Source organism: Kineosporia rhizophila (genome assembly GCF_021277265.1).
GTDB lineage: Bacteria > Actinomycetota > Actinomycetes > Actinomycetales > Kineosporiaceae > Kineosporia > Kineosporia rhizophila.
This window is the reverse complement of sequence record NZ_JAJSOH010000008.1, coordinates 160,424-182,494: the sequence shown is the minus strand read 5'-3', so window position 1 is coordinate 182,494 and position 22,071 is coordinate 160,424. Positions and strand designations below refer to the sequence as shown.

Below are 22,071 nucleotides of genomic sequence, written 5' to 3'. Positions count from 1 at the left end.
CCCCGGGAGGCCCCCACCCTCAGGTCAGCCTAAGCGCTGGGACCCTTCCGGCGGATCACCCACCGGGGACTTTCCAGGCCAACAGGGCAACCGCGACTCCCAGCACGTACATGGTCAGGACGTCCTGCTGCCGGGACCGCACGAGCAGCCCCAGGCAGAGGTAGTCGGGCAGCACCGCGCGAGCGGTGCCCCCGACCAGTGCGGCCAGCGCGAGCACGTACCCGCCGACCTGGAAGTTGATCAGCAGGGTCAGCGGCAGCGAGGCCGCGACCAGCAGCAGCACGACGAAGAACGCGGTCCGGCGAACCGGTAGCGACGGCCCCTCCACCCCGCTCAGCCCCCTGCTGTGACTCGTGGTCGGTGTGCTCACGGTGCCCGCTGCCCTCAGTGGGCGAAGTGCCGGGTGCCGGTGAGGTACATCGTGACGCCGGCGGCCTGCGCGGCGGCGATGACCTCCTCGTCACGGATCGACCCGCCCGGCTGGACCACGGCCCGGACCCCGGCCTCGAGCAGCACCTGCAGCCCGTCGGCGAAGGGGAAGAACGCGTCGGAGGCGGCGACCGCCCCCTTGGCCCGCTCGGCCCCGGCCCGCTCGACCGCCAGGCGGCACGAGTCGACCCGGTTGACCTGGCCCATCCCGATACCGACGCTGGCCCCGCCGTCGGCCAGCAGGATCGCGTTGGACTTCACCGCGCGGATGGCCCGCCAGGCGAACTCCAGGTCGGCCAGGGTGGCCTCGTCGGCCGGCTCACCGGCCACCAGACGCCACTTGGACGGCTCGTCGCCACCGGTGGTTGACTCGTCGCCGGCCCCGGCGTCGATCCGGTCGACGTTCTGGATCAGCAGACCGCCGCTGATCGGGCGGGTCTCGGTCGCCGCGGGCGCCGTCTCGGCCGGCACCTTCAGCAGCCGGATGTTCTTCTTCCGGGTGAGCACCTCGAGCGCGGCGGGCTCGAAGTCGGGAGCGGCCACCACCTCGGTGAAGATCTCGGACAGCTGCTCGGCCATCGCCGCGCTGACCGTCTGGTTGGTGGCCACCACGCCGCCGTAGGCCGAGACCGGGTCGCAGTTGTGCGCCTTCAGGTGGGCCCCGGCGACGCCGTCGGTCCCGCTCTCGACCGCGATGCCGCACGGGTTGTTGTGCTTGATCACGGCGACCGTGGGCAGGGTGCCGTGGTCGTGCGCGGCCCGCCAGGCGGCGTCGGTGTCGACGTAGTTGTTGTACGACATCTCCTTGCCGTGCAGCTGCTCGGCGTGCGCCAGGCCGGGCCGGCCGCTCTTGTACAGCGCGGCCTTCTGGTGCGGGTTCTCGCCGTAGCGCAGCACCGTCTCGCGCTCGTAGGTGGCGCCGGCCCAGACCGGGAAGCCGGAGCCGTCTTCGGCGGGGGCGAGCACGTTGCCCATCCAGGAGGCGACCGCCACGTCGTAGTCGGCGGTGTGGCGGAACGCGGCGGCGGCCAGCTGCTGCCGCTCGGCCAGGGTGAAGCCGCCGGCAGCGACCGCGGCCAGGACGTCGGAGTAGCGGGCCGGGTCGACCACGACGGCCACCGACGGGTGGTTCTTCGCGGCGCCGCGCACCATGCTCGGGCCGCCGATGTCGATCTGCTCGACGCACTCGTCGGGGGTGGCGCCGGAGGCCACGGTGGCCGTGAACGGGTAGAGGTTGCTGATCAGCAGGTCGAACGGCTCGACGCCGAGCTCGCCCAGCTGCTGCACGTGCGAGTCGAGGCGGCGGTCGGCCAGCAGCCCGGCGTGCACCTTGGGGTGCAGGGTCTTCACCCGGCCGTCGAGGCACTCGGGGAAGCCGGTGAGGTCTTCGACCTTGGTGACCGGGACCCCGGCGGCGGCGATCCGCCCGGCGGTGGAACCGGTGGAGACCAGGGCCACCCCGGCCTCGTGCAGGCCGCGGGCCAGCTCTTCGAGACCGGTCTTGTCGTAGACGGAGACCAGGGCCCGGCGGATCGGGAGCCGGGAGGCCGCAGCGGCGGGAACGGGGGTGGCAGTGGTTTCACTCACGGCACCAGACGATATCCGTTACCGGTGACAGTTCTGCACCGGCTGCGGCCCGGTACCGGTGGTTCCAGGGACGGTTTCCGGGACACCACCGGGTGGCTACCGGGGACGCCTCCGGGCACTCCCCGATCGCCCCGCCCGGCAGAACGCGCCGGGGCCCCCTGGGGCGGCTCAGCCGAGGCGGACCTTGCGGCCCTCCACCTTCCAGCCCTTGGTGCTCATCCGCTCCACCACGTCCACCAGCAGGTCCCGCTCCAGCACCTTGATCCGCTCGTGCAGCGTCTCCTCGGTGTCCTCGTCCAGGACGTCGGTGGCCCGCTGGGCGATGATCGGCCCGGTGTCGGTGCCCGCATCGACCAGGATCACCGAGCAGCCGGTCACCTTCACCCCGTGCGCCATCGCGTCACGCACCCCGTGCGCCCCGGGGAAGGCCGGCAGCAGGGCCGGGTGGGTGTTGATGATCCGCCCGCCGTACCTGGTCAGCAGGGGCTCGCCGACGATCCGCATGAAACCGGCCAGCACGATCAGGTCGGGCGCGAACGCCTCGACCGCGCGCAGCAGGCCCCGGTCCCAGGCGGCCCGGTCGGGGAAGTCCTTCACCTCGACCACCGCCGTGGGCACCCCGGCCCGGCGGGCCCGCTCCAGGCCGAGCGCGTCGGCGCGGTCGGAGAGCACGGAACTGATGGTGTAGCCCTGCGCGTTGTCCAGAAGTGCCTGCAGCAGTGTGCCGCTGCCGGACACGATGACGGCGACCCGCGGCAACGCCGCGGCCCCGCCCTGGGTTCCGGCGTCTGCGGCCGCTGCGGGTACCTGGGGATCCTCGGTCACGAACGGAGACGATAGCCAGGCCCGGACGGCATCCGGGCGCCGGAGGTGGCGAAGTCCGCCGGCAACTGTGGCCGCAACCGTGACCGCAGCAGACCTGCGCCGGGCCGAACTGCCGGTACAACAGCATTTGAGACCATTCGAAAGACCGGCCGCCTCGGCGGTCCCCGAGCCAACGATGAGGAGCCGTGCCGAGCACCCCCAACCCTGGGCCTGGCCACAGCTGGCCCGACGCACCGGAGAAGAGCCCGGTGCCGCAGGACGACGACCGCCGCACCGAGGTGGCCGGCGCCCCCGCGGGGAGCCCACACGCCCCAGGCCGGCCATCGGAGCCGGCCAACTCGAAGGCCGAAGGCTCAGAGACGGAGGCCTCGGAGCCCCAGGGCTCCGGCCCGGAAGACCTGAGCCCTCCCCGCCCCCGCGCCACGTCCGAAGAAGGGGGCTCGTCCCCGATCCCGCCCCACGAGACCGGCGCCACCCGCCGGCCGCCCCTGCCCCCCGGCCAGATCCCGGCCGCCTGGCTGCAGGAGGAGCCGCTCGCCGAGAGCCCGGCCCCCCTGGACGACGAGGCTGAGACCAACCAGGTGAAGGCCACCGGCGAACTGACGGGCGCTGCGGGCCGTGGTGGCGAGGTCGAGACCCACGACCACCCGGCTCGGAGCACGGAGCCAGGGCCGGACAAGATCGAAGTCGGCATTGATCAGACCGGGCCGGGCGAGGCGGACGGCAGCACTGTGAGTGAGAAGGCGGCCCAGGGTCAGACGGTCGAGGAGCGGAATTCGGACAGCCAAACCGCCACGGAGACCACCGCAGGCCAAACCCCGCCCAGCCAGGCTACTTACGGGCAGCCGCCGGCCAACCAGGCCACCCCCGGACAGGTATCCCCTGCTCAGGCTCCTCACGGCCAGCCGACTCCCGGGCAGCCGCAGAACGACCACCCCTCATCCGGCCAGACGCTGCCTGGCCAGGCTCCCTACGGCCAGTATCCGGGGCCCGGCGAGGCCTGGTCCCAGGACTCGACGCCTCAGGGACAGCCTGGCTCACCCGGCCAGTACGGTCAGCCCACGCCGAACACCCAGCCCGCCCCGTACGGCCAGCCGGGCCATTTCGGCCCGACGGACCAAACGGGCCAGTTCAGCCAGCCGAACCAGTTCGCTCAAACGGGCCAACTCGGCCAGTACGGGCAGCCCGGCCAGGCAAGCCAGTTCGGTCAATCGGGCCAGTTCGGCGAAGCAAGCCAGTTCGGCCCGGCGGGCCCGTACGGACAACCGGGTCCCTACAACCAGTACGGCCAGCCGGGCCCTTACAACCAGTTCGGCCAGCCCGGCCCGTACAACCAGGCCGGCCCCTACGCCCAGCCGGGCCAGTTCCATCAGCCCGGCCCGTACGGCCAGTTCGGTCAGCCGGGCGGGCCAGGCCAATCCGGCGGACCGGGCGGACCGGGGCAGCAGGGCTGGAACCTGCCCGACCGCAGGCGCAAGAGCCCCGACGAACTGAAGGCCCTGGCGCTGCGCACCCGCGACCGGCTCCGGCTGTTCATCATCATGGTGATCGGCCTGCTGATCGTGACCTCGCTGGCCCTGCCCTTCCGGCTGGCCGGGATCGCGCTCGGGCTGGCCGGGGCGTTCGTCGGCATCCGGGTCCTGATCGGCCTGGCCGAGATGCGGCGCGCCGGAATGCCCGCCCGCGGCGTGGTCTTCACCGTGTTCGGGCTGGGGGTGACCGGGTTGCTCCTGCTGATCCTGCTCACCCAGGCGGTCTACTACCCGGTGATCTCGGACCTGGAGAAGTGCCAGAGCCGGGCCAGCACCGACACCGCCGAGAAGGCCTGCCTGGACGAGACGAACGACCGGTTCGACAGCATTCTGGAAGACCTGAACCAGCGCTCCGGGAGCTGAGTCTCAGGAGGCGTGGCGGGGCGGGTCCGTGCGTTTGCGCGGGCCCGGCCCGGGCCGGTCCAGCCAGGCCAGCGGGTCCGCCCCCACATCGGCCAGCGAGGCCGGCTTCTTGGCCGTCCCCGCCGCCGTGGCCGAGGCACCCGGGGCATCAGCGATGCCGGACACGAGCAGCCCTTCGGCGGGAGTCCGGGCCGGACGCGGGATACCGCGGCCCGGGGTACCACCAGACATCGGCACGTCAGCAGCAGCGCTCTTACGTGACCCGATGAGACGACGCACCACGAGCCCGACAGCCACCGTAAGCACGATCGCGCCACCAGCCTCGGCCGCCATGAACAGAGCCAGTGTCGGGACGTCGGGCCCCATCACGTCGAGCCGGCCGGGCCCGGCCGCACCACCGGAAAGCCAGCCGAGCAGGGTCCAGGCGAGAACCATGAGCAGACCGGCAACGACCGCGCGGACCAGGGGTACGCGCACATGATGGGGCACCCGCTCGATCATCCGGCGGGTGGGCGAGGCGTCAATGTGGATCAGGTTGCGGCCGAGAGGCATCCGCAGCACGCGGTAACCGGTCACCAGGCCGCCCAGCACCGGGATCGCCATCAGCAACCAGAGCGTTTCCGGGCCGGGGGCGGAGGGCAGGGCGCCCAGGACGGGCAGCGCCGGCAACGCCCCGACGTCGAGCTGGCCGGGGGCCACAGTGGTGCCCTCCCCCACCGAGAAGCCTGCCCCCGCCGCATAGGAGCCGGACCAGATCGTCAGGTTCGGCACCACGAGCAACTGCCCCAGGGTCAGCACGATCCCGCCGACCACGCCCGGGGCGAGCGCTGAATGCAGCTGCGTGACCCGGTCCCAGCCCAGCACGGTGGCCACGACGAAGAGCACCAGAGCCGCGGCGAGCTGCACCGCGAGCCCCAGCAGAACTGGCCGGAAGCAGCGGCGGATCACCTTGGGCGCGCGAGACTTGTCCACCAGCAGGCGCAGCCCGGGGATCACTCCCCCGCCCACCCAGGCGGCCATCCCCGCCGCGCCGGCCAGGCAGACGATCACCATCGCGCCGGCGAACGCCTGGCCCAGCAGGGGGCGGACCTGCGAGGTCGTCACCAGCGTGGCCATCGCCGTCACCGTGCCCGCATAGCTGAACGCGAACACCGCCATCGCCTTCGGCCGGGGCGCCCGGGGGCGGGCCCGGCCGATTCCCTCGCGGATCTGGTCGGTGTTCGGGTCCAGTCCCCGGGCCAGCCGAACCCCGCCGAACCAGCAGCTGACCACCGGGATCAGCAGCAGGCCGATCGGGACCAGCCCGATGTGCCCGTCCGGGATCACGATGCCGACGTGGTGCCCGAGCAGCCAGGCGCCGATCCCCAGCTGGACCACGTCGGTCCAGGGGGCCCGGCTGTACGAGGCCGTGGCCCAGGCCAGCACCACCGGCACCATCACCACCACGAGTGAGGCCAGGGCCGCCTGAACAGCCACGACGGCGGAGTAGAGCACCATGTTCGGGCGCCGGCCCGGCCCGGCCACCACCGGAGCCGGGGGCGTGCCGGGGCGGAGGCCGATGCGTTCCCGTACGGTGCTCATCCCCGTCATGCTGGTCGAGGAAACGCCCCTGACGTGGGACTTCCACGGGGGTGTCGCCAGATCCGTGACGAGTCACAGTTTTGGGGCGTACCGCTCGACCCGCGAGCCGCCACCCCCGAACTCGCCGCTCCCCGCGAGCAGGCCCACAAACGTCCTAAAAAGGTTTGGCCGCAGGGAGCCCACCATCGGCTGCCCTGCGGCCAAAAACCGCAAGCGTCAGAGAGCGCTGACGATCTCCCGCATCAGCTGGGCGGTTTCGCTCGGCGTCTTGCCGACCTTCACCCCGGCGGCCTCGAGGGCCTCCTTCTTCGCCTGCGCGGTGCCCGACGAGCCGGACACGATCGCGCCCGCGTGGCCCATCGTCTTGCCCTCGGGGGCGGTGAAACCCGCGACGTAGCCGACGACCGGCTTGGTCACGTGCTCCTTGATGTAGGCCGCGGCCCGCTCCTCGGCGTCGCCACCGATCTCGCCGATCATCACGATCGCCTTGGTCTCCGGGTCGGCCTCGAACGCGGCGAGCGCGTCGATGTGGGTGGTCCCGATCACCGGGTCACCACCGATGCCCACGCCGGACGAGAAGCCGATGTCCCGCAGCTCGTACATCATCTGGTAGGTCAGCGTGCCGCTCTTGCTGACCAGCCCGATCGGGCCCGGGCCGGTGATGCTGGCCGGGATGATGCCGACGTTCGACTTGCCGGGGCTGATCAGGCCCGGGCAGTTCGGCCCGATCAGCCGGGTGGTGCCGGAGTTGACCGCGTGCTGATAGAAGTCGGCGGTGTCGTGCACCGGCACGCCCTCGGTGATCACCACGGCCAGCGGGATGCCCGCGTCGATCGCCTCGTACGCCGCGGCCTTGGTGAAGGCGGCGGGCACGAAGATGACGCTGACGTCGGCGCCGGTCTCCTTGATCGCCTCGGCGACCGTGCCGAACACCGGCACGGACACGCCACCCTCGAACTCGACCGTGGTGCCGGCCTTGCGCGGGTTCACGCCGCCGACGATCTGGGTGCCCGACTTCAGCATCAGCTGGGCGTGCTTCTTGCCCTCGGAGCCGGTCAGGCCCTGGACGATGACCTTGCTGTTCTCGTCGATGAAGATCGCCATCGCTCAGGCTCCCTTGGCTGCGAGCTCGGCCGCGCGGGAGGCGGCGCCGTCCATCGTGTCCACCTGCTCCAGGCCCGCGAGCCCGGCGTCGGTGAGGATCTGCCGGCCCAGCTCGGCGTTGTTGCCGTCGAGGCGGACGACCAGCGGGCGGGTCACGCTCTCGCCCCGGGACTCCAGCAGCTGGAAGGCCTGCACGATGCCGTTCGCCACCGCGTCGCAGGCGGTGATGCCGCCGAAAACGTTGACGAACACCGACTTCACCTGCGGGTCGGAGAGGATGATCTCCAGGCCGTTGGCCATCACCTCGGCGCTGGCGCCACCGCCGATGTCGAGGAAGTTGGCCGGACGCGAGCCACCGAACTGCTCACCGGCGTAGGCGACCACGTCGAGCGTGCTCATCACGAGCCCGGCGCCGTTACCGATGATGCCGACGTTGCCGTCGAGCTTCACGTAGTTGAGGTTCTTCTCCTTGGCCTTCGCCTCGAGCGGGTCGGCGGCGGCCTGGTCGGCCAGGGCCTCGTGCTCGGGGTGGCGGAAGCCGGCGTTCTCGTCCAGCGAGACCTTGCCGTCGAGCGCGACGATCTTGCCGTCACCGCTCTTGATCAGCGGGTTGACCTCGACGAGGGTCGCGTCCTCGGACTTGAACACGGTCCAGAGCTTCTGGATGACCTCGACGATCTGCGGCTTGACGGCCTCGTCGAACCCGGCGGCGTCGACGATCTCCTGAGCCTTCGCGGCGTCGATGCCGGTGATGGCGTCGACGGGGATGCGGGCCAGGGCCTCCGGGCGCTCGACCGCAAGCTCCTCGATCTCCATGCCGCCCTCACGGGAGGCCATGGCGAGGTAGGTACGGTTGGCCCGGTCGAGCAGCACCGAGAAGTAGTACTCCTCGGCGATGTCGGCGCCCTGGGTGATCATGACCCGGCGGACCGGCAGGTCCTTGATGGTCAGCGCGAGAATGTCCTTGGCGCGCTCGGCGGCCTCTTCGGGGGACTTGGCGAGCTTGACGCCGCCCGCCTTACCCCGGCCACCGGCCTTCACCTGCGCCTTGACGACGACTACGGAGCCTTCAAGCTTGCTGGCGGCCTCGGCGGCCTGTTCCGGTGTGTCGGCCACGAGGGCGTCCAGCACCGGTACGCCGTGGGCCGCGAACAGGTCGCGAGCCTGGTATTCGTAAAGATCCACGGGTGGGGTCCTCAACGACGGGGACGGTTGTGTCGTCGAGCCTAGTCCGGACAGGTTGGTGTGCCGGACCAAGCGGCCGTGTAGCGCGTCACGTCGGTGATGGTTCAGAAATTTGAGGACGAGGGTGGGCACCGTGGCGGGGCGCCTCACCGGGAGTGGGGGGCCAGGGACATGACAGGCTGCAGGGGTGACTGAGGCTTACCGGCATCCACGACGGCACCCTCTCCTGCGCGCAGGCGCACTGGCCGGCCTGGTGGCGACCGGTCTGGTGCTGTCCGGCTGCTCGGCCGGCGAGGAGGATCCGCAGGCGCAGCCCGGTGTCTCACCCACCGCCGACAGCCGCGACCTTCCCGCCGCTTCGAGCACTCCCACCGCATCCCCGCAGCCGACGGCCACCGTCGATCCGGGTACCGCCTGCGTGCAGTCGGCGGTGTCGGCCATGAGCGTCGCCGAGCAGGCCGGGCAGCTGGTGATGGCCGGCACCCCGCTGACCGATGCGGACGCAGTGGTGCCGGTGGTGAATCGCAATCACCTGGGCTCGGTGTTCCTGCACGGGCGCAGCGGTCGTTCCGCGGGCGGGCTGCTCAAGGAGATCGGCCGGATCCCGGCGATGGAGGCCGGCGGGGCGAAGATCGAGCCGCTGGTCTCGATCGACCAGGAGGGCGGGGCCGTGCAGTCGCTGCGCGGTTCCCGGTGGGGCGACCTGCCCCGGGCCCGCGCGCAGGGCGAGTGGGACTCGGCCCGTCTGACCGAGGAGACCGAGAGCTGGGCCGAAGACCTTGCCCAGGCCGGGATCTCGATGAACCTGGCGCCGGTGGCCGACGTGGTGCCCAGCGGCACCGAGAACCGCAACCCCCCGATCGGTAAGTACGGACGTGAGTACGGCACCGACAGCGCAACGGTCGCCAAGGCGGTGGCGACGGTCACCGAGGCCCTGCGCTCGCAGGGGGTGGTCGCAACCGTGAAGCACTTCCCCGGGCTGGGGCGGGTACCGCTGAACACCGACCTCTCCGGCGACGTGGTGGACACGAAGACCACGGTGGACGACCCGTACCTGGGGGCCTTCCGGGCCGGGATCAACGCCGGGGCGGGTGCGGTGATGATGTCCTCGGCCACCTACGAGCAGATCGACCCGGACAACCGGGCGGTGTTCTCGTCGGCGGTGATCACCGATCTGCTGCGTGAGCAGATGGGCTTCTCGGGCGTGGTGATGACCGACGACGTGGGCGCGGCCAAGGCCGTTGCCGACGTCGCCCCCGGCCAGCGCGCGGTGCGCTTCGTCGAGGCCGGGGGTGACCTGGTGCTCACCGTGGAGGCGGACCTGGCCCGCCCGATGATGACGGCGTTGTCGTCGAAGGCGGCCAAGGACGAGGAGTTCGCCGCCAAGGTGGAGGCCTCCGCGACCCGGGTGCTGACCCTGAAGTTGCAGGCCGGCCTGATGACCTGCGACTCCTAGAACTAGAGCTTGGTGACCGGGGCGTAGCGCAGCAGCAGGCGTTTCACCTCACCACCGAAGTCGATGTGCGCCACCGTCTTGTCACCCTCGCCGACCACCTCGACCACCTTGCCCATGCCGAACGCGTCGTGGGTGACCCGGTCTCCGGTGGAAAGGCTGATCAGCGGCCGGTTGCCGGGCCCCCGGCCGCCCGGGCGGGCGGCGAGCCGGGCCACGGCCGGGCTCGCCTGCGACCGCATCTGGGTGGACTCGCTGCGCCGCCAGGTGATGAGGCCGGGCGGGACCTCGTTGAGGAACCGGCTGGGCGGGTTGTAGCTGGGCTGGCCCCAGGCGCTGCGGATGGCCGCGCGGGTGATGTACAGCCGCTCTTCGGCCCGGGTCAGGCCGACGTAGGCCAGGCGGCGTTCCTCGGCGAGCTCCTTCGGTTCCTGCAGCGAGCGCATGTGCGGGAACGCGCCGTCCTCCATGCCGGTGAGGAAGACGACCGGGAACTCCAGGCCCTTGGCGGTGTGCAGGGTCATCAGCGTGATGACCCCCTCGTCGGCCCGGCGCTTGGCCTCGTCCTCGTCCTCGTCGGGGATCTCGTCGGCGTCGGCCACCAGCGAGACCTGCTCGAGGAAGTCCTGCAGGCTGCCGTCGGGCGTGGTGCGGGCGTACTCCTGGGTGACGGCCACCAGCTCGGCCAGGTTCTCCACCCGGGTCTCGTCCTGCGGGTCGTGGCTGTTCTGCAGCTCTTCCAGGTAGCCGGTCTGCTCCAGCACCGCCTGCAGCACGATGGCCGGGTCGGCGCCGCCCTCGAGCAGGGTGCGCAGCTCGTCGAGCAGGAGCGCGAACTTCTTCACGGCGGTGAGCGAGCGGGTGGCCAGGCCCGGCGCCTCCTGCGCGCGGAACAGCGCGTCGCCGAACGAGATCCGCTCCCGGTCGGCCAGCGCCACCAGGGCGCCCTCGGCCCGGTCGCCGATGCCGCGCTTGGGCACGTTGATGATGCGCCGCAGGTTGACCGTGTCGGACGGGTTCACCAGCACCCGCAGGTAGGCCAGGGCGTCCTTGATCTCGCGGCGCTCGTAGAACCGGGTGCCGCCGACCACCTTGTAGGGCAGACCGGCCCGGACCAGCACCTCTTCCAAGGCCCGGGACTGTGCGTTGGTGCGGTAGAACACCGCCACGTCGCCCGGGCGGACCTTGTCGCTCTTGCCCAGCCGCTCGATCTCCTCGGCCACGAAGGCGGCCTCGTCGTGCTCGTCGTCGGCCACGTAACCGGTGATCTGCGCCCCGGCGGCCCCGGCCGTCCACAGTTTCTTCGGTTTGCGGTCGGGGTTGTTCTCGATCACCGCGTTGGCCGCGGACAGGATGGTCTGGGTGGAGCGGTAGTTCTGCTCCAGCATGATGGTGCGGGCCTGCGGGTAGTCGAGCTCGAACTCGATGATGTTGCGGATCGAGGCGCCGCGGAAGGCGTAGATCGACTGGTCGGCGTCACCCACCACGGTGAGCTCGGCCATCGGGATCTGCGGCCGCTCCGGCTCGCCGGGCTTGGCCGGCCGGGGCTGGGTGGCCGTCTCGCCGCCGACCAGTTCGCGGATGAGCACGTACTGGGCGTGGTTGGTGTCCTGGTACTCGTCGACCATGATGTGCCGGAACCGCCGCCGGTACTGCTCGGCCACCTCGGGGAAGGCCTGCAGGATGTTGACCGTGGTCATGATCAGGTCGTCGAAGTCGAGCGCGTTGGCCTGGCGCAGCCGCCGCTGGTAGCCGGTGTAGACCTCGGCCAGGTTGCGCTCGGCCGGGTTGCCCTCGCCGATCCGGTGGGAGTTGGTCTCCTCGTCGACCAGCTCGTTCTTCAGGTTCGAGATCTGGGCGGCGAGCCCGCGCGGCGGGTACTTCTTCGGGTCGAGGTCGAGCTCGCGGGCGACCAGGCCGATCAGCCGCTGCGAGTCGGCCGAGTCGTAGATCGAGAAGTTGGAGCGCAGGCCCACGTGCGTGGCCTCGCGGCGCAGGATGCGCACGCAGGAGCTGTGGAAGGTGGAGACCCAGATCGAGGAGGCGCGCGGGCCGACCATGGTGGCCACCCGCTCGCGCATCTCGGCCGCGGCCTTGTTGGTGAAGGTGATGGCCAGGATCTGCCCGGGCCGCACCCCGCGGGCGGCCAGCAGGTAGCCGATGCGGTGGGTGAGCACCCGGGTCTTGCCCGAGCCGGCCCCGGCCAGGATCAGCAGCGGTGAGTCGCGGTGCAGCACCGCGGCGGCCTGCTGCTCGTTCAGCCCCTCGACCAGCTTGTCCGGATCGAGGTCGGGGGCGATCGCCCGCAGGTCACGCTGCGGCGCCCCGCCCTGCTCCTCCTCGCCCTTGGCGATCTTGGGCAGGGGGTAGCGCTTGGCCGAACGCTCGGCGGCGAGCTGCCGGGCCTTCTCCTTCGGCGACAGTTCCACTGCTGCCTCGGGAACCGCCTTCTCGACCTCCGGCGCGACCTTCGGCGCAACCTCGAGCGGGACCTCCGCCTGGACCGCCGACTGGGCGGCGGGCTGACTCGCCGCCTGAGCCGCCTGAGCCGCCGGTGCCGGACCGGCGGCGGACTTGGCTGCCCGGGCCGCCGCCCGGACGGCCGCGGCCCCACGGGCAGCCGGGGTGGCCGGGGCAGCCGGTTCGGCCGCGGCGGCCCCCTTGGGCGCCGGCGTCTCGTCGGGGAGGTCGAATAGCGTGCTCATCGGAAATCAGCCTACGTGCCCGCACCGACAGCCTTGACCAGAGCGCGAACCTGGCGGAGGTCAGAGCAGTCGTCGGTCCGCCGCCCACCGGGTCAGCTCGTGACGGCTGGAGAGCTGGAGCTTGCGCAGCACCGCCGAGACGTGGGTCTCCACCGTCTTCACCGAGATGAACAGCTCCTTGGCCACCTCCTTGTAGGCGTAGCCCCGGGCGATCAGCCGCATCACTTCCCGCTCGCGCGCCGACAGCCGGTCCAGCTCGTCGTCGACCGCCGCCACCTCACCGGCCCCGGTGCCGAACGCGTCGAGCACGAAACCGGCCAGCCGGGGCGAGAACACCGCATCGCCCGAGGCCACCGTGAGCACTGCGGCGATCAGCTCGGAGCCGGTGATCGACTTGGTCACGTAACCCCGCGCCCCGGCCCGGATCACCGCGATCACGTCCTCGGCGGCGTCGGACACGCTGAGCGCCAGGAACCGGGTGACCGGCTCGTTGTTCTCGGCCGGCTGGCCGGAGCTGACCAGGCTGCCGTTGCCGATCAGCGAGGCCGAGCGGGAGAGCACCTCGCGCCCGCCCGGGCGCATCGTGCCGCCCGGCAGGTGCACGTCGAGCAGCACCACGTCCGGCCGGTGCCGGGCGACCACGGCGATCGCTTCCTCCACGTCGCCGGCCTCGCCGACGATGTCGAGCCGGCCGTCGGTGACCGCCGGGGCGAGCTCGGCCCGCACCCCGCTGCGGAACACCCGGTGGTCGTCGACGATCACCACCCGCACGGGCAGTTTCACGGCGGGGGCTGCTTCCTGACTCACTTTTCCTCCTCGGGAGAACCGTTGTCCGGCAGGAGCAGCCGGACCTCGGTGCCCTCACCCTCTTCGCTGCGGATCCGCGCCGATCCGCCGTGCCGTTCCATCCTGCCGATGATCGACTCGCGTACGCCCAGTCTGTCCTCCGGGACCGCGGCCAGGTCGAACCCGGGCCCCCGGTCGCGGACAAAGGCCTCGATCCCGTCCGGCATGCACTCCACATACACCCGCACCGATTCGCCACCGGCGTGCCGGGCCGCGTTCGCCACCGCCTCGCGCAGCGCCGACAGCAACGCGATGGCCCGCTCGTCGACCGGCCGGTCGCCCACCGTGACCACCTCGACCACGGCACTGTGCACGTCTTCCGCCTCGGCCGCGAGTGCCTGCACCCGGGCCGCGATCATCGTCGGGTCGTTGTCCGCGCCGCCGTACAGCCAGCCGCGCAGGTCTCTCTCCTGTGCGCGGGCCAGCCGGGCCACCTCGGTGGCGTCCGCGCTGCGGTGCTGGATCAGGGCGAGCGTCTGCAGTACCGAGTCGTGCAGATGGGCGGCGATGTCGGCCCGCTCAGCCTCCCGCACCCGGCCGGAACGTTCGGAATCCAATGCCCGCCAGAACCGCACGCCCCAGGGGGCGAACACCACCGCCACCCCGACCAGCACCGCGAAGGTGGCCAGCAGAGTCTGGCCAAGAATCAGCGGATCGGTGTTCTGCAGGACCATCAGCACGATGCCGAGCACCACCAGCACCACGCCCAGCAACAGCCGCAGAGTGGCGGCGCGGGTGGTGAAGCCGGTGGGCGAGAACCAGCGCGAACGGTCGGCCTCGTCGAACTGGGCGTAGGCGATCACCGCGCCGGAGGCCACGATCAGCATGGGCAGGACCAGCCCGGCCTGTACCTCCCAGCCGCTCCAGGAGGCGATCAGCACGCCCGTCGCAGCAAGTAGGCAGAGCCCGGCAAAAAGGTCCGCCCGTAGCCGGGTTCGCCGGGTGGAACGTTCTTCCTGCTCCACCTGCTCCACCGCGGCAGCAACGGCCGCGGCCCGGGCGGCCTGCGCAGCATCGGTGGCGGCACCGGCCGGGTCTTCAGTCTCAATTGAGGACGTCGGTGGCTGGGGCTCTTCCGAGCCCCCCTCGTCTTCGGTTTGCCCCTGCGGGCTTTCTTGCTTTACGGACGTTTGTGGGCCCGTCAGCGTTTCCGGCTGGGTAGGAGCCGGTTCGGTGAGCGGAGGAACAGGGAAAGGTCTGCCGCCGATCTGCGCGCCCAGGATCGGGCCGCCCGCGTAGGGCGTGCGGTTGGACTGCCGCATCGCCTGCTCGACCGCCGCAGCGGCCGAGGACTCATCCGGCACCAGGGCCCAGAGCCAGGCATAGAGAACCGCCCCCGGGCCACCCATGAGCGTGGCTACGACGAAGGCGAACCGTACGGCGCGAACCGGCAGCCCCAGGTGGATGGCGACCCCTGCGGCCACGCCGGCCAGCATCCGATCGTCCTGCGGGCGGATCAGCGGCGGGCGTTGACCGACGACCGGCCCGACCGCGGCGACGCGGACGGCCGGCGGCCCCGGGACAACGGGCCTTCCAGGTGCTCCCGGGCCCGTGTCCGGGCCGATCAGACCAGGCGGTGTACTCACCGGGCAATCGTCACACGTACGGCGACGGTTTCCCTCAGGGACGAGCCTCGCCTGCTCCCCCAACCACCCCGGTCTCTGGTTCAGGGTGGTCTCGGGGGCACCCCCGATCCCTTTGACGGCCCGGAACGAGCAGCATCTTCGGTAGACATCCGGTCATCCACCACGGCGGGCCGCGAACCATCGAGCACCACGAGCAATGACCAAGGGGGCCATCTCATGTCCGGAACGCAGGAGCCGGGCGGTGCGGTCTGGGGATCGCCCGACCCGTCGCCCAACCAGAGGCAGCCCGCCGGCCCGCCTCCGTTCAGCACCGGCGCCCCCGGCCCGGGTCAGTCCGGCGGGCCGGGAAGCTGGAGTCCGCCGCCCGAGCCGGGCGCGCCGAACCGCCGTCCGGGAGACGACTTCTTCGGCCGCATTCGGGAGTACGGCGCTGCTCGGCCCGCCGAGGGCCGCTGGGTCGCCGGCGTGGCCAGTGGCCTGTCGCATCGCCTGAACATCGACCAGACGCTGATCCGCGGTGGCTTCGTGGCCCTGTCGATCGTGGGTGGCATGGGCGTGGCGCTGTACGGCATCTGCTGGATGCTCATGCCGCAGCAGCAGGACGGCCGGATCCACCTGCAGGAGGCCGTACGTGGCCACTTCAGCGCCGGTTTCTTCGCCTCGGTCCTGCTCTCCCTGGCCCTGATCGGCGGGGGCGGCGGCAGCTGGTTCGGTAACGGCGGGGTCTGGGGCTTCCCCGGCACGCTGGTCCTGGCCGCGCTGATCATCGGCGGGCTCTGGTGGATGGCCAAGAAGCTGCCGCAGCCGCCCGAAGGCCAGTCCAACCCGGGCCTGCACGGAATGCACCACGGCGGGGGCCCGGCGAGTCACGGCGCGCCGCACTGGACGCACGAGGGCAGCCGCCGGATGGCCGAGGACGCCGCCCGCTGGGGCCGGGAGACCGGCGAAGCGGTGCACACCTGGGCCAAGGACTTCAGCAACCGGCAGCCGACCGCCCACGAGGAAGCGGCGTGGGCCCGCGTCGAGGCGCACCAGCGGGCCCGGGCCCGCACGGCGCCCTCGCGCCGGGTGCGACAGCTCAGCCTGGGTGGCGCCCTGGTCGCGTCCGCCGCGGTACTGACCGCCGAGGCCGCGGGTGACCTGCCCGGGTGGGCCGGGCTGACCGCTCTGGCCGCCGCGATCGTCGTGCTGGCCTGCGGTGTGGTGGCGAACGGACTGATGGGGCGCCGCAGCCCCGGCCTGGCCGGCCTGGGCATCCTGCTCTCGCTGTTCCTGGCGGTCGGCGCGGCCGCCCAGCACGCCGGGGTCAAGACCAACCAGCACCTCTCCGTGGCCGGCGAGACCAACTGGGCGCCGCAGACCCGGGACGCCGCCGAGACCCAGTACACCCTGGGCTTCGGTGAGGCCCGGCTGAACCTGACCTCGGCGAGCATGCTGAGCGGGGCCACCGCGACCGACCCGCTCGAGGTCGACGCCAACCTCGGTGTGGGACACCTGATCCTGACCATCCCGGCCTCGGTGCCGGTAGAGGTGGACGTGCAGATGGGCGCCGGCGAGGTGGTCGAGCCGGACGGAAGTTCCTACGACGTGGGCAACAACCAGGACCGGCAAAGCCGCGTACTGACCTACGGTTCCGGCGACCCGGTGCTGAAGATCGACGTGCAGCAGGGGGCCGGGCAGCTGGAGATCGTGCAGGAGGGGGCGAGCGACCTGACCTCGCAGCTCCCCGACGTGAGCGACCTGGACGGAGACAACTGATGTCCGGCAACGAGTTCCAGACCACGGGCAACGCAGGCCCGGACAGCAGGGACGCGATCGGGGACAGCCCGGAGGACAGCCCGGAGAACAGCCCGAGCGACAGCTCCGGGCGCAGTTCGGGAAACAGCTTCGGGGACAGCTCCGTGGGCAGCGCTGGGTACAACTCTGGGGACAGCTCCGGCTCCGGCTCCGGGGACACTGCGCAGCTTCCGACGCCGCAGCATCAGCCGACCCGCGAGTTCGAGGCCGTGCCGCTGGACCAGACCCGCTCCTTCGAGACCCCCGCCGCGCCCCCCTCCGCCACAACGCCCAACTCCCCCGCAGCACCCAACTCACCCGCTACGCCCAACTCACCCGCTACGCCCAACTCACCCGCTGCGCCCGCAGCAGCCAATGCACCCGCAGCGCTCAATGCGCCCGCTGCGCCCGGTGCCCCGGCAGCACCCGAAAACCCCTCCACCTCGGCCACCCCGGCCGATCCGGCTCCCTACGCCAACCTGGCTGACACGGTCGACTCAGCTGGCCTGGCCAACCCAATCAACCCGGCTGACCCTGCTGACCCGGCTGACCCGGCCGATCCTGCCGACCCGGCCGACCCGGCCGACCCGGCCGACCCCGCCGACCCCGCCGACCCGACTGGCCCAGCCAATCCCACCGACTCGGCTAATCCGGCTACACCCACTGATCCGGCCAATTCAGCCAGCCCTGCGAGCTCTGGCAGCCCGACGAACTCGGCCAACCCCGCCAGCCCGATCAACTCCGCCGAACCGACCGGCCCCGCCAATCCCGCAGACCCGGCTAATCCGGCTACACCCACTGATCCGGCCAATCCAGCCAACCCTGCGAACTCCGACAGCCCGATGAACTCGGCCAGCCCGATCAACCCCACCGATCCGGCCGACCCCACTTACCTGACCGACCCGGCTGACCCGACGGGCTCGGCCGACAACCCCAACCCCAACCCGCTCGACCTGCCGGAGGCACCCAAGGCCGCAGACTCGTCCTCTGTCGAGCACGAGGCCGCCGCCTTCATCGCCGCCGAGCCGATCGCCCCCTACCGCCCGGAGAACGAGTCGACCTCGCGGAAGCCCGGTTTCGTCGGCTACATCACCGGCAAGCGTGGCCCGGAAATGCCTCCCACCAACCAGCCCGCACCGCACTTCACCCCAGCCGGCAGCCACCCCGGAGCTCCCGTGACCCATCCGCCGCTGGGGCACCCGGGCGTGCGGTTCAGCACCGTGCTCGTGGGCCTGATCCTTCTGGTGGTCGGCCTTTCCGCACTGACCAGCCAGTTCAGCGAGACCCAGATCAACCCCGGAGCAATGGCCCTGGCCGTGATGCTCGGGGCCGGCATCGCCCTCATGGCGGCGGCGATCCGGCGCTCCCAGAAGAGCGACTGACCCCGGCCGAGCAGATGCGCCCTCGCCCCCGTGAACGGGGCGAGGGCGCATCCGGTTTGGTCCAGGTTCTCTCGAGCGCCTTCAGCCCGGGCCGTCACCAGAAACCTTCACGACAAAGGGCCAGCCCCGTTCGTCGTCGTGTACACCCGGTACCAGGTGTACTTGATGTACACATCGCCGCATGGAGGCTACGGTCGCTGACCAGCCCGGCGACGGGCCAGTAGTCCAGTTACACCGGACCGCTCATGCCCCCGGCCCTGCGCCGCAAAGCCGCCGGGCCGCCGGGCCGCCGGGATCGAGCGGTGACAGGTTCAGCTAGGCGGCAGCCCGCTCCGACCGGGCGAACACCCCGATGTCGGGCTGATCGGTGAACAAACCGTCGATTCCCGTCGCCAGATAAGCGATCTGCTCATCGATCGCCCGCCCGTAGTCGGCCTCGCCCGCGCCCACCCGATAGTCGCTGGGCAGGAAGCTGTTCTCGGCCCGGAAGGTGTACGGATGCACGAGAAGTCCTGACCCGTGAGCATTGTCGACCAGCTCGGTCGGCTTCCCCAGGGCACCGGCCGCGGTCCGGCCGATGACCAGGTTCTTGTCCGGCCCGATCCCCTGCGCGTACTTGGCGATCACACCGAGTCCCTTCGGGGTGATCAGGTCGGCGTAGGTGCGCGGATCACCGGCGGCAACCAGGTCGTAGGGTGCCCCGGCCGCACTCAGCAGCTGCACGGCCGGCGCCTTCAGGCCCAGCCGGCGCAACTGCTGCAGGTTGGTGGTCTCGAACGACTGCACGAAGATCGGCGCGTCCGGGTGATTCAGGCCGTGCTTGCGCACCAGGTTCAGCAGGCGCTTCTCCAGCGGCAGTCCGAGTTCCTTGAAGTAGGTGGGGTGCTTGGTCTCGGGGTAGATGCCGATCCGGCGGCCCAGCCGGCGGGAGAGCTCGGCGCGCAACTGGAACACCTCGTCCAGGGTCGGCACCCGAAGCCGCTTGTTGTACAGCGTGTTCTCCTGCCGGACGGCCGGCAGGCGCTCGGCGGCGTAAAGGGTCTTCAGCTCCTTCAGCGTGAAATCCTCGGCCCACCAGCCGGTCACGTCGACGCCGTCGAGCTTCTTGGTCTTCTTGCGGTCGGCGAACTCGGCTCGTTCGGCCACGTCGGTGGTGCCACCGATCTCCGGCTCGTGTCGGCAGACCAGCACCCCGTCCTTGGTGATCACCACGTCGGGCTCGATGAAGTCGGCCCCCATCCGGGCGGCCAGGTCGTAGGCGGCCAGGGTGTGCTCGGGCCGGTAGCCGCTGGCCCCGCGGTGACCGATGACCAGCGTGGCCCCCTTGCGCGAACTGGCCGAGACCGCGAGCGGTCCGGCGAGCGCCGGTTGCGCCACGGCTGCGGTGAACGGGGTGACAGCCAGGCCGGCGATGACCGTGCGACGGTGCATCTTTCCTCCATGGCGCCCCTGGCGACCTTCGCCGTTGCGGCGCCCCCGAGATGCGAGGAAAGCGAGAAAGACCGACGCCCGGCCCCACACGACGTGTCCGCCGGACGACGCCCGGGTGAACTACGCAGCAGTTCAGTTACCCGGCGTTCAGTTGTTCGGAGTGTTCACTCAGCCTTCAGCCGGTCGTAGGCCCGCAGCAGCCGTTCGGCGGTCACCCAGCCGCCGTGCCGCATCTCGTCCTGCCGACGTAACGCGGTGAAAGTTCCGATCAGATGGACAAGTTCAATCCGGTCGAAACCGAGCAGCACCGCGTGCGCGGCGTCCAGTTCGGCCCGGGCGAGCGCCACCTCCTCGGCCGACAGCGGCCCCGGAAGCTCGACCCCACTCGTCCTTAATTCAGCAGCAAGGCCGTCCAGCTCGCCCGACCACACCACTGCCCGCGCGAAACGGTTCAGCACCCATTGCGCGATCGTGCCGTCGCTCCAGGGCGATGGCTGGTCGTAGGCCTCCGGGGGCGGCACCGGAACCTGCTCCAGCTTGAAGAAGTTCACGTTCGCGCCTGCGTGCTTCTGCCGGAGCAGATAATCCACCGGAAGCGTGGACAGGGCGGCCAGCAGCAGGGGCAGACGTTCCGCCGAGATCAGGGGCAGCGAATTGCCTACGGCGACGACGGGGAGCGGGGTAGGCAGCAGTGTGCGCGGCGCGACGGTGGTCGAGACGTTGCGATACCCGGCGAGCCAGCCCCGGTCGCACAGGTCTCCGTATCGTTCCCGGACCAGTTCCATCGGCACCCAGTAGCGGGGTGCGGTGGTCGAGCCACCTTTGGGGTCGAGCATTGCGCAGTGCTTCGCTTCCCACAGAGGCACCAGCCCTTCCCCTGGCGCAGAGCGGAAATGCCTGGCATCACGCGTCATGTGCAACGGCGTGACCAAGCGCAACTGCCAAGGATCAGAACTAGGGACGGCGGTGAGCGGGTCCCGCCGTAGCAGCACCGGAGTGCGGCGGTGGGCTTCGGTGACGATGGTTGCGTCGGTCGCCGAGGCGAACAGTGGCGCGGTGGCCGTGTTGGGATTGAGCACACGCAACAGGTGGGCCGGCAGTTGCCAGGAACGCTCGCCCGGAGGCTGGTCCGGCCCCGCCAGCCCCACCGCGACCTCTGCCTGTGTGGGCTCCTTGGCCGCTGCAGGCCCACCGCGCAGCTCGACCACCGCCACGCCGACTCTTCCGCTGACCCCCGCGAAGATCGGCCCCCTGGGCTCGATCAGGTGCAAACGCCCGAGCGAACCGGCGTTGCACAGGGCTTCCAGGAGGCGCGCGGCCGACCGGTCAGAGGCGATGCCGGCGGGAACGAGCAGCGCAGCCCGGCCCTCGGGAGCGAGTAACCGCCAGCAGGTCTCGACGAAGGGCAGGTAGGCGTTGAGCTCCCCGGCACCGGTCAGCGGGTGGCGACCGGCATCGCGCAGTGCCCTCGCCGTACCGGCCCGGTGATCGCGCAGGCCGACCGGGATCGCGCCACCCCAGTCGCGCGCGTGCACCTTCAGCCGTTCCCAGGGCGGGTTGGCCACGATTACGTCGAAACCGCCCCGCCACCCGGTGACCGGCTCCGGCTCTGCCCCCTCCACATCCAGCACCGCGGGGAAGGCCTCGTGCCAAGTCAGCCCGGCCCCCGCCGCCGCCTGGTTGGGCGTGGCGCCGGACAGGCCGTCTCCGGCCACGATCCGGTGCTCCAATTCAGCGGGCTCCGTAGGACGCCCCGCCAGGCTCAGGTCAGCCGCCAAGGCCGAACGGGCCAGCGAAGCGGCGACCGGGTCAGCATCGACACCGTGCAACGCCCAAATCGCTTCCTCCGGGGGCACATCCAGAGAGAGCAGGCGGGCCAAGGCTGCGCGCAGCAGATTCCCTGCACCACAGGCAGGATCGACGACCGTAGGCGTCCGGCCGTCTGCAGGTAGCGCCGGGATCGCCCGCCGGGCAAGCGAATCGGCATAGACAGCAGGCGTACTGAACGCCCCCCGGTGCCGGCGCTCGGCGTTCCCGATGGGCTGCAGGGTGAGTGCCCCACCGCTCTCGGCCGGGACATAGAGCAGCAGCGCGTCGTACCCCCCGGCCAACGCCCCGACGGTGACCATGTCGCCCGCCTGCCAAGCCTTCTCGACCGCCAGCAGAACAGCCTGGTCACGCCAGAGCTGGGGGTCGAGATCACCCGCGATCTCCGCGGCCGCGGCCAGCACCAGCCCGGCCGGGCCGGTCAGCTCCGGCGCAACCCGGACCCGACGGTTCACCACA

General features: G+C 71.2%; 15 protein-coding genes. 4 read left to right on the top strand and 11 right to left on the bottom strand.

The annotated features are described in order from the left end of the window. Positions 1-55 precede the first annotated feature (55 nt). From LWF15_RS14655 to purN, 3 genes are all read right to left on the bottom strand, one after another. A complete protein-coding gene (locus tag LWF15_RS14655; RefSeq protein ID WP_232811349.1) occupies positions 56-370 on the bottom strand; it encodes a DUF3017 domain-containing protein in 315 nt (104 codons plus the stop codon). Between the two features lie 14 nt (positions 371-384). Next, positions 385-2,016, bottom strand: a complete 1,632-nt coding sequence (gene purH / locus LWF15_RS14650) for a bifunctional phosphoribosylaminoimidazolecarboxamide formyltransferase/IMP cyclohydrolase (RefSeq protein ID WP_232811348.1) — start codon at positions 2,014-2,016, stop codon at positions 385-387. A gap of 168 nt (positions 2,017-2,184) precedes the next feature. Next, entirely contained in the window at positions 2,185-2,841 is a 657-nt protein-coding gene (gene purN / locus LWF15_RS14645; RefSeq protein ID WP_232811347.1) for a phosphoribosylglycinamide formyltransferase, read from the bottom strand. A 185-nt stretch (positions 2,842-3,026) separates the two neighbouring features. Between purN and LWF15_RS14640 the strand changes: the two genes are divergently transcribed. Continuing rightward, entirely contained in the window at positions 3,027-4,736 is a 1,710-nt protein-coding gene (locus LWF15_RS14640) for a hypothetical protein (RefSeq protein ID WP_232811346.1), read from the top strand. A gap of 3 nt (positions 4,737-4,739) precedes the next feature. Here the strand turns inward: LWF15_RS14640 and LWF15_RS14635 are convergent, their stop codons facing one another. The 3 genes from LWF15_RS14635 to sucC all read right to left on the bottom strand — a co-directional run bounded on the left by LWF15_RS14635 (position 4,740) and on the right by sucC (position 8,606). Continuing rightward, positions 4,740-6,317, bottom strand: a complete 1,578-nt coding sequence (locus LWF15_RS14635) for a cell division protein PerM (protein ID WP_232811345.1) — start codon at positions 6,315-6,317, stop codon at positions 4,740-4,742. A gap of 216 nt (positions 6,318-6,533) precedes the next feature. Beyond that, the gene (gene sucD, locus LWF15_RS14630; RefSeq protein ID WP_232811344.1) at positions 6,534-7,421 is read right to left on the bottom strand and encodes a succinate--CoA ligase subunit alpha; all 888 of its coding nucleotides are present in this window, start codon (positions 7,419-7,421) and stop codon (positions 6,534-6,536) included. Between the two features lie 3 nt (positions 7,422-7,424). After that, positions 7,425-8,606: an ADP-forming succinate--CoA ligase subunit beta gene (gene sucC / locus LWF15_RS14625; protein WP_232811343.1), complete on the bottom strand. Its 1,182-nt coding sequence runs from the start codon at positions 8,604-8,606 to the stop codon at positions 7,425-7,427. Positions 8,607-8,793: 187 nt separating this feature from the next. Between sucC and LWF15_RS14620 the strand changes: the two genes are divergently transcribed. Continuing rightward, a complete protein-coding gene (locus tag LWF15_RS14620) occupies positions 8,794-10,062 on the top strand; it encodes a glycoside hydrolase family 3 N-terminal domain-containing protein (protein WP_232811342.1) in 1,269 nt (422 codons plus the stop codon). A gap of 2 nt (positions 10,063-10,064) precedes the next feature. Here LWF15_RS14620 and pcrA read toward each other — a convergent pair whose 3' ends face one another. The 3 genes from pcrA to LWF15_RS14605 are packed head-to-tail and all read right to left on the bottom strand — an operon-like array spanning position 10,065 to position 15,196. Next, complete coding sequence (pcrA, locus tag LWF15_RS14615) at positions 10,065-12,764, bottom strand: DNA helicase PcrA (protein WP_232811341.1); 2,700 nt, start codon at positions 12,762-12,764, stop codon at positions 10,065-10,067. 60 nt (positions 12,765-12,824) lie between these two features. Then, a complete protein-coding gene (locus LWF15_RS14610; RefSeq protein WP_285616282.1) occupies positions 12,825-13,571 on the bottom strand; it encodes a LuxR C-terminal-related transcriptional regulator in 747 nt (248 codons plus the stop codon). After that, on the bottom strand, positions 13,568-15,196 hold the full coding sequence (locus tag LWF15_RS14605; RefSeq protein WP_232811340.1) for an ATP-binding protein: 1,629 nt from the start codon (positions 15,194-15,196) through the stop codon (positions 13,568-13,570). The genes LWF15_RS14610 and LWF15_RS14605 overlap by 4 nt, the downstream gene beginning before the upstream one ends. A 216-nt stretch (positions 15,197-15,412) precedes the next feature. On the opposite strand from LWF15_RS14605, the gene LWF15_RS14600 reads away from it, so the two are divergent. Then, positions 15,413-16,954 (top strand): PspC domain-containing protein, encoded by a 1,542-nt coding sequence (locus tag LWF15_RS14600; RefSeq protein WP_232811339.1) that lies wholly within the window; start codon positions 15,413-15,415, stop codon positions 16,952-16,954. Further along, the gene (locus LWF15_RS14595; RefSeq protein ID WP_232811453.1) at positions 16,954-18,354 is read left to right on the top strand and encodes a hypothetical protein; all 1,401 of its coding nucleotides are present in this window, start codon (positions 16,954-16,956) and stop codon (positions 18,352-18,354) included. The genes LWF15_RS14600 and LWF15_RS14595 overlap by 1 nt, the downstream gene beginning before the upstream one ends. 315 nt (positions 18,355-18,669) lie before the next feature. Here LWF15_RS14595 and LWF15_RS14590 read toward each other — a convergent pair whose 3' ends face one another. Then, the gene (locus LWF15_RS14590) at positions 18,670-19,785 is read right to left on the bottom strand and encodes a glycerophosphodiester phosphodiesterase (RefSeq protein WP_232811338.1); all 1,116 of its coding nucleotides are present in this window, start codon (positions 19,783-19,785) and stop codon (positions 18,670-18,672) included. A gap of 164 nt (positions 19,786-19,949) precedes the next feature. Continuing rightward, positions 19,950-22,067 carry an Eco57I restriction-modification methylase domain-containing protein gene (locus tag LWF15_RS14585; RefSeq protein ID WP_232811337.1) on the bottom strand — a complete coding sequence of 706 codons (2,118 nt, stop codon included), beginning with the start codon at positions 22,065-22,067 and terminating at the stop codon, positions 19,950-19,952. Positions 22,068-22,071 lie beyond the last annotated feature (4 nt).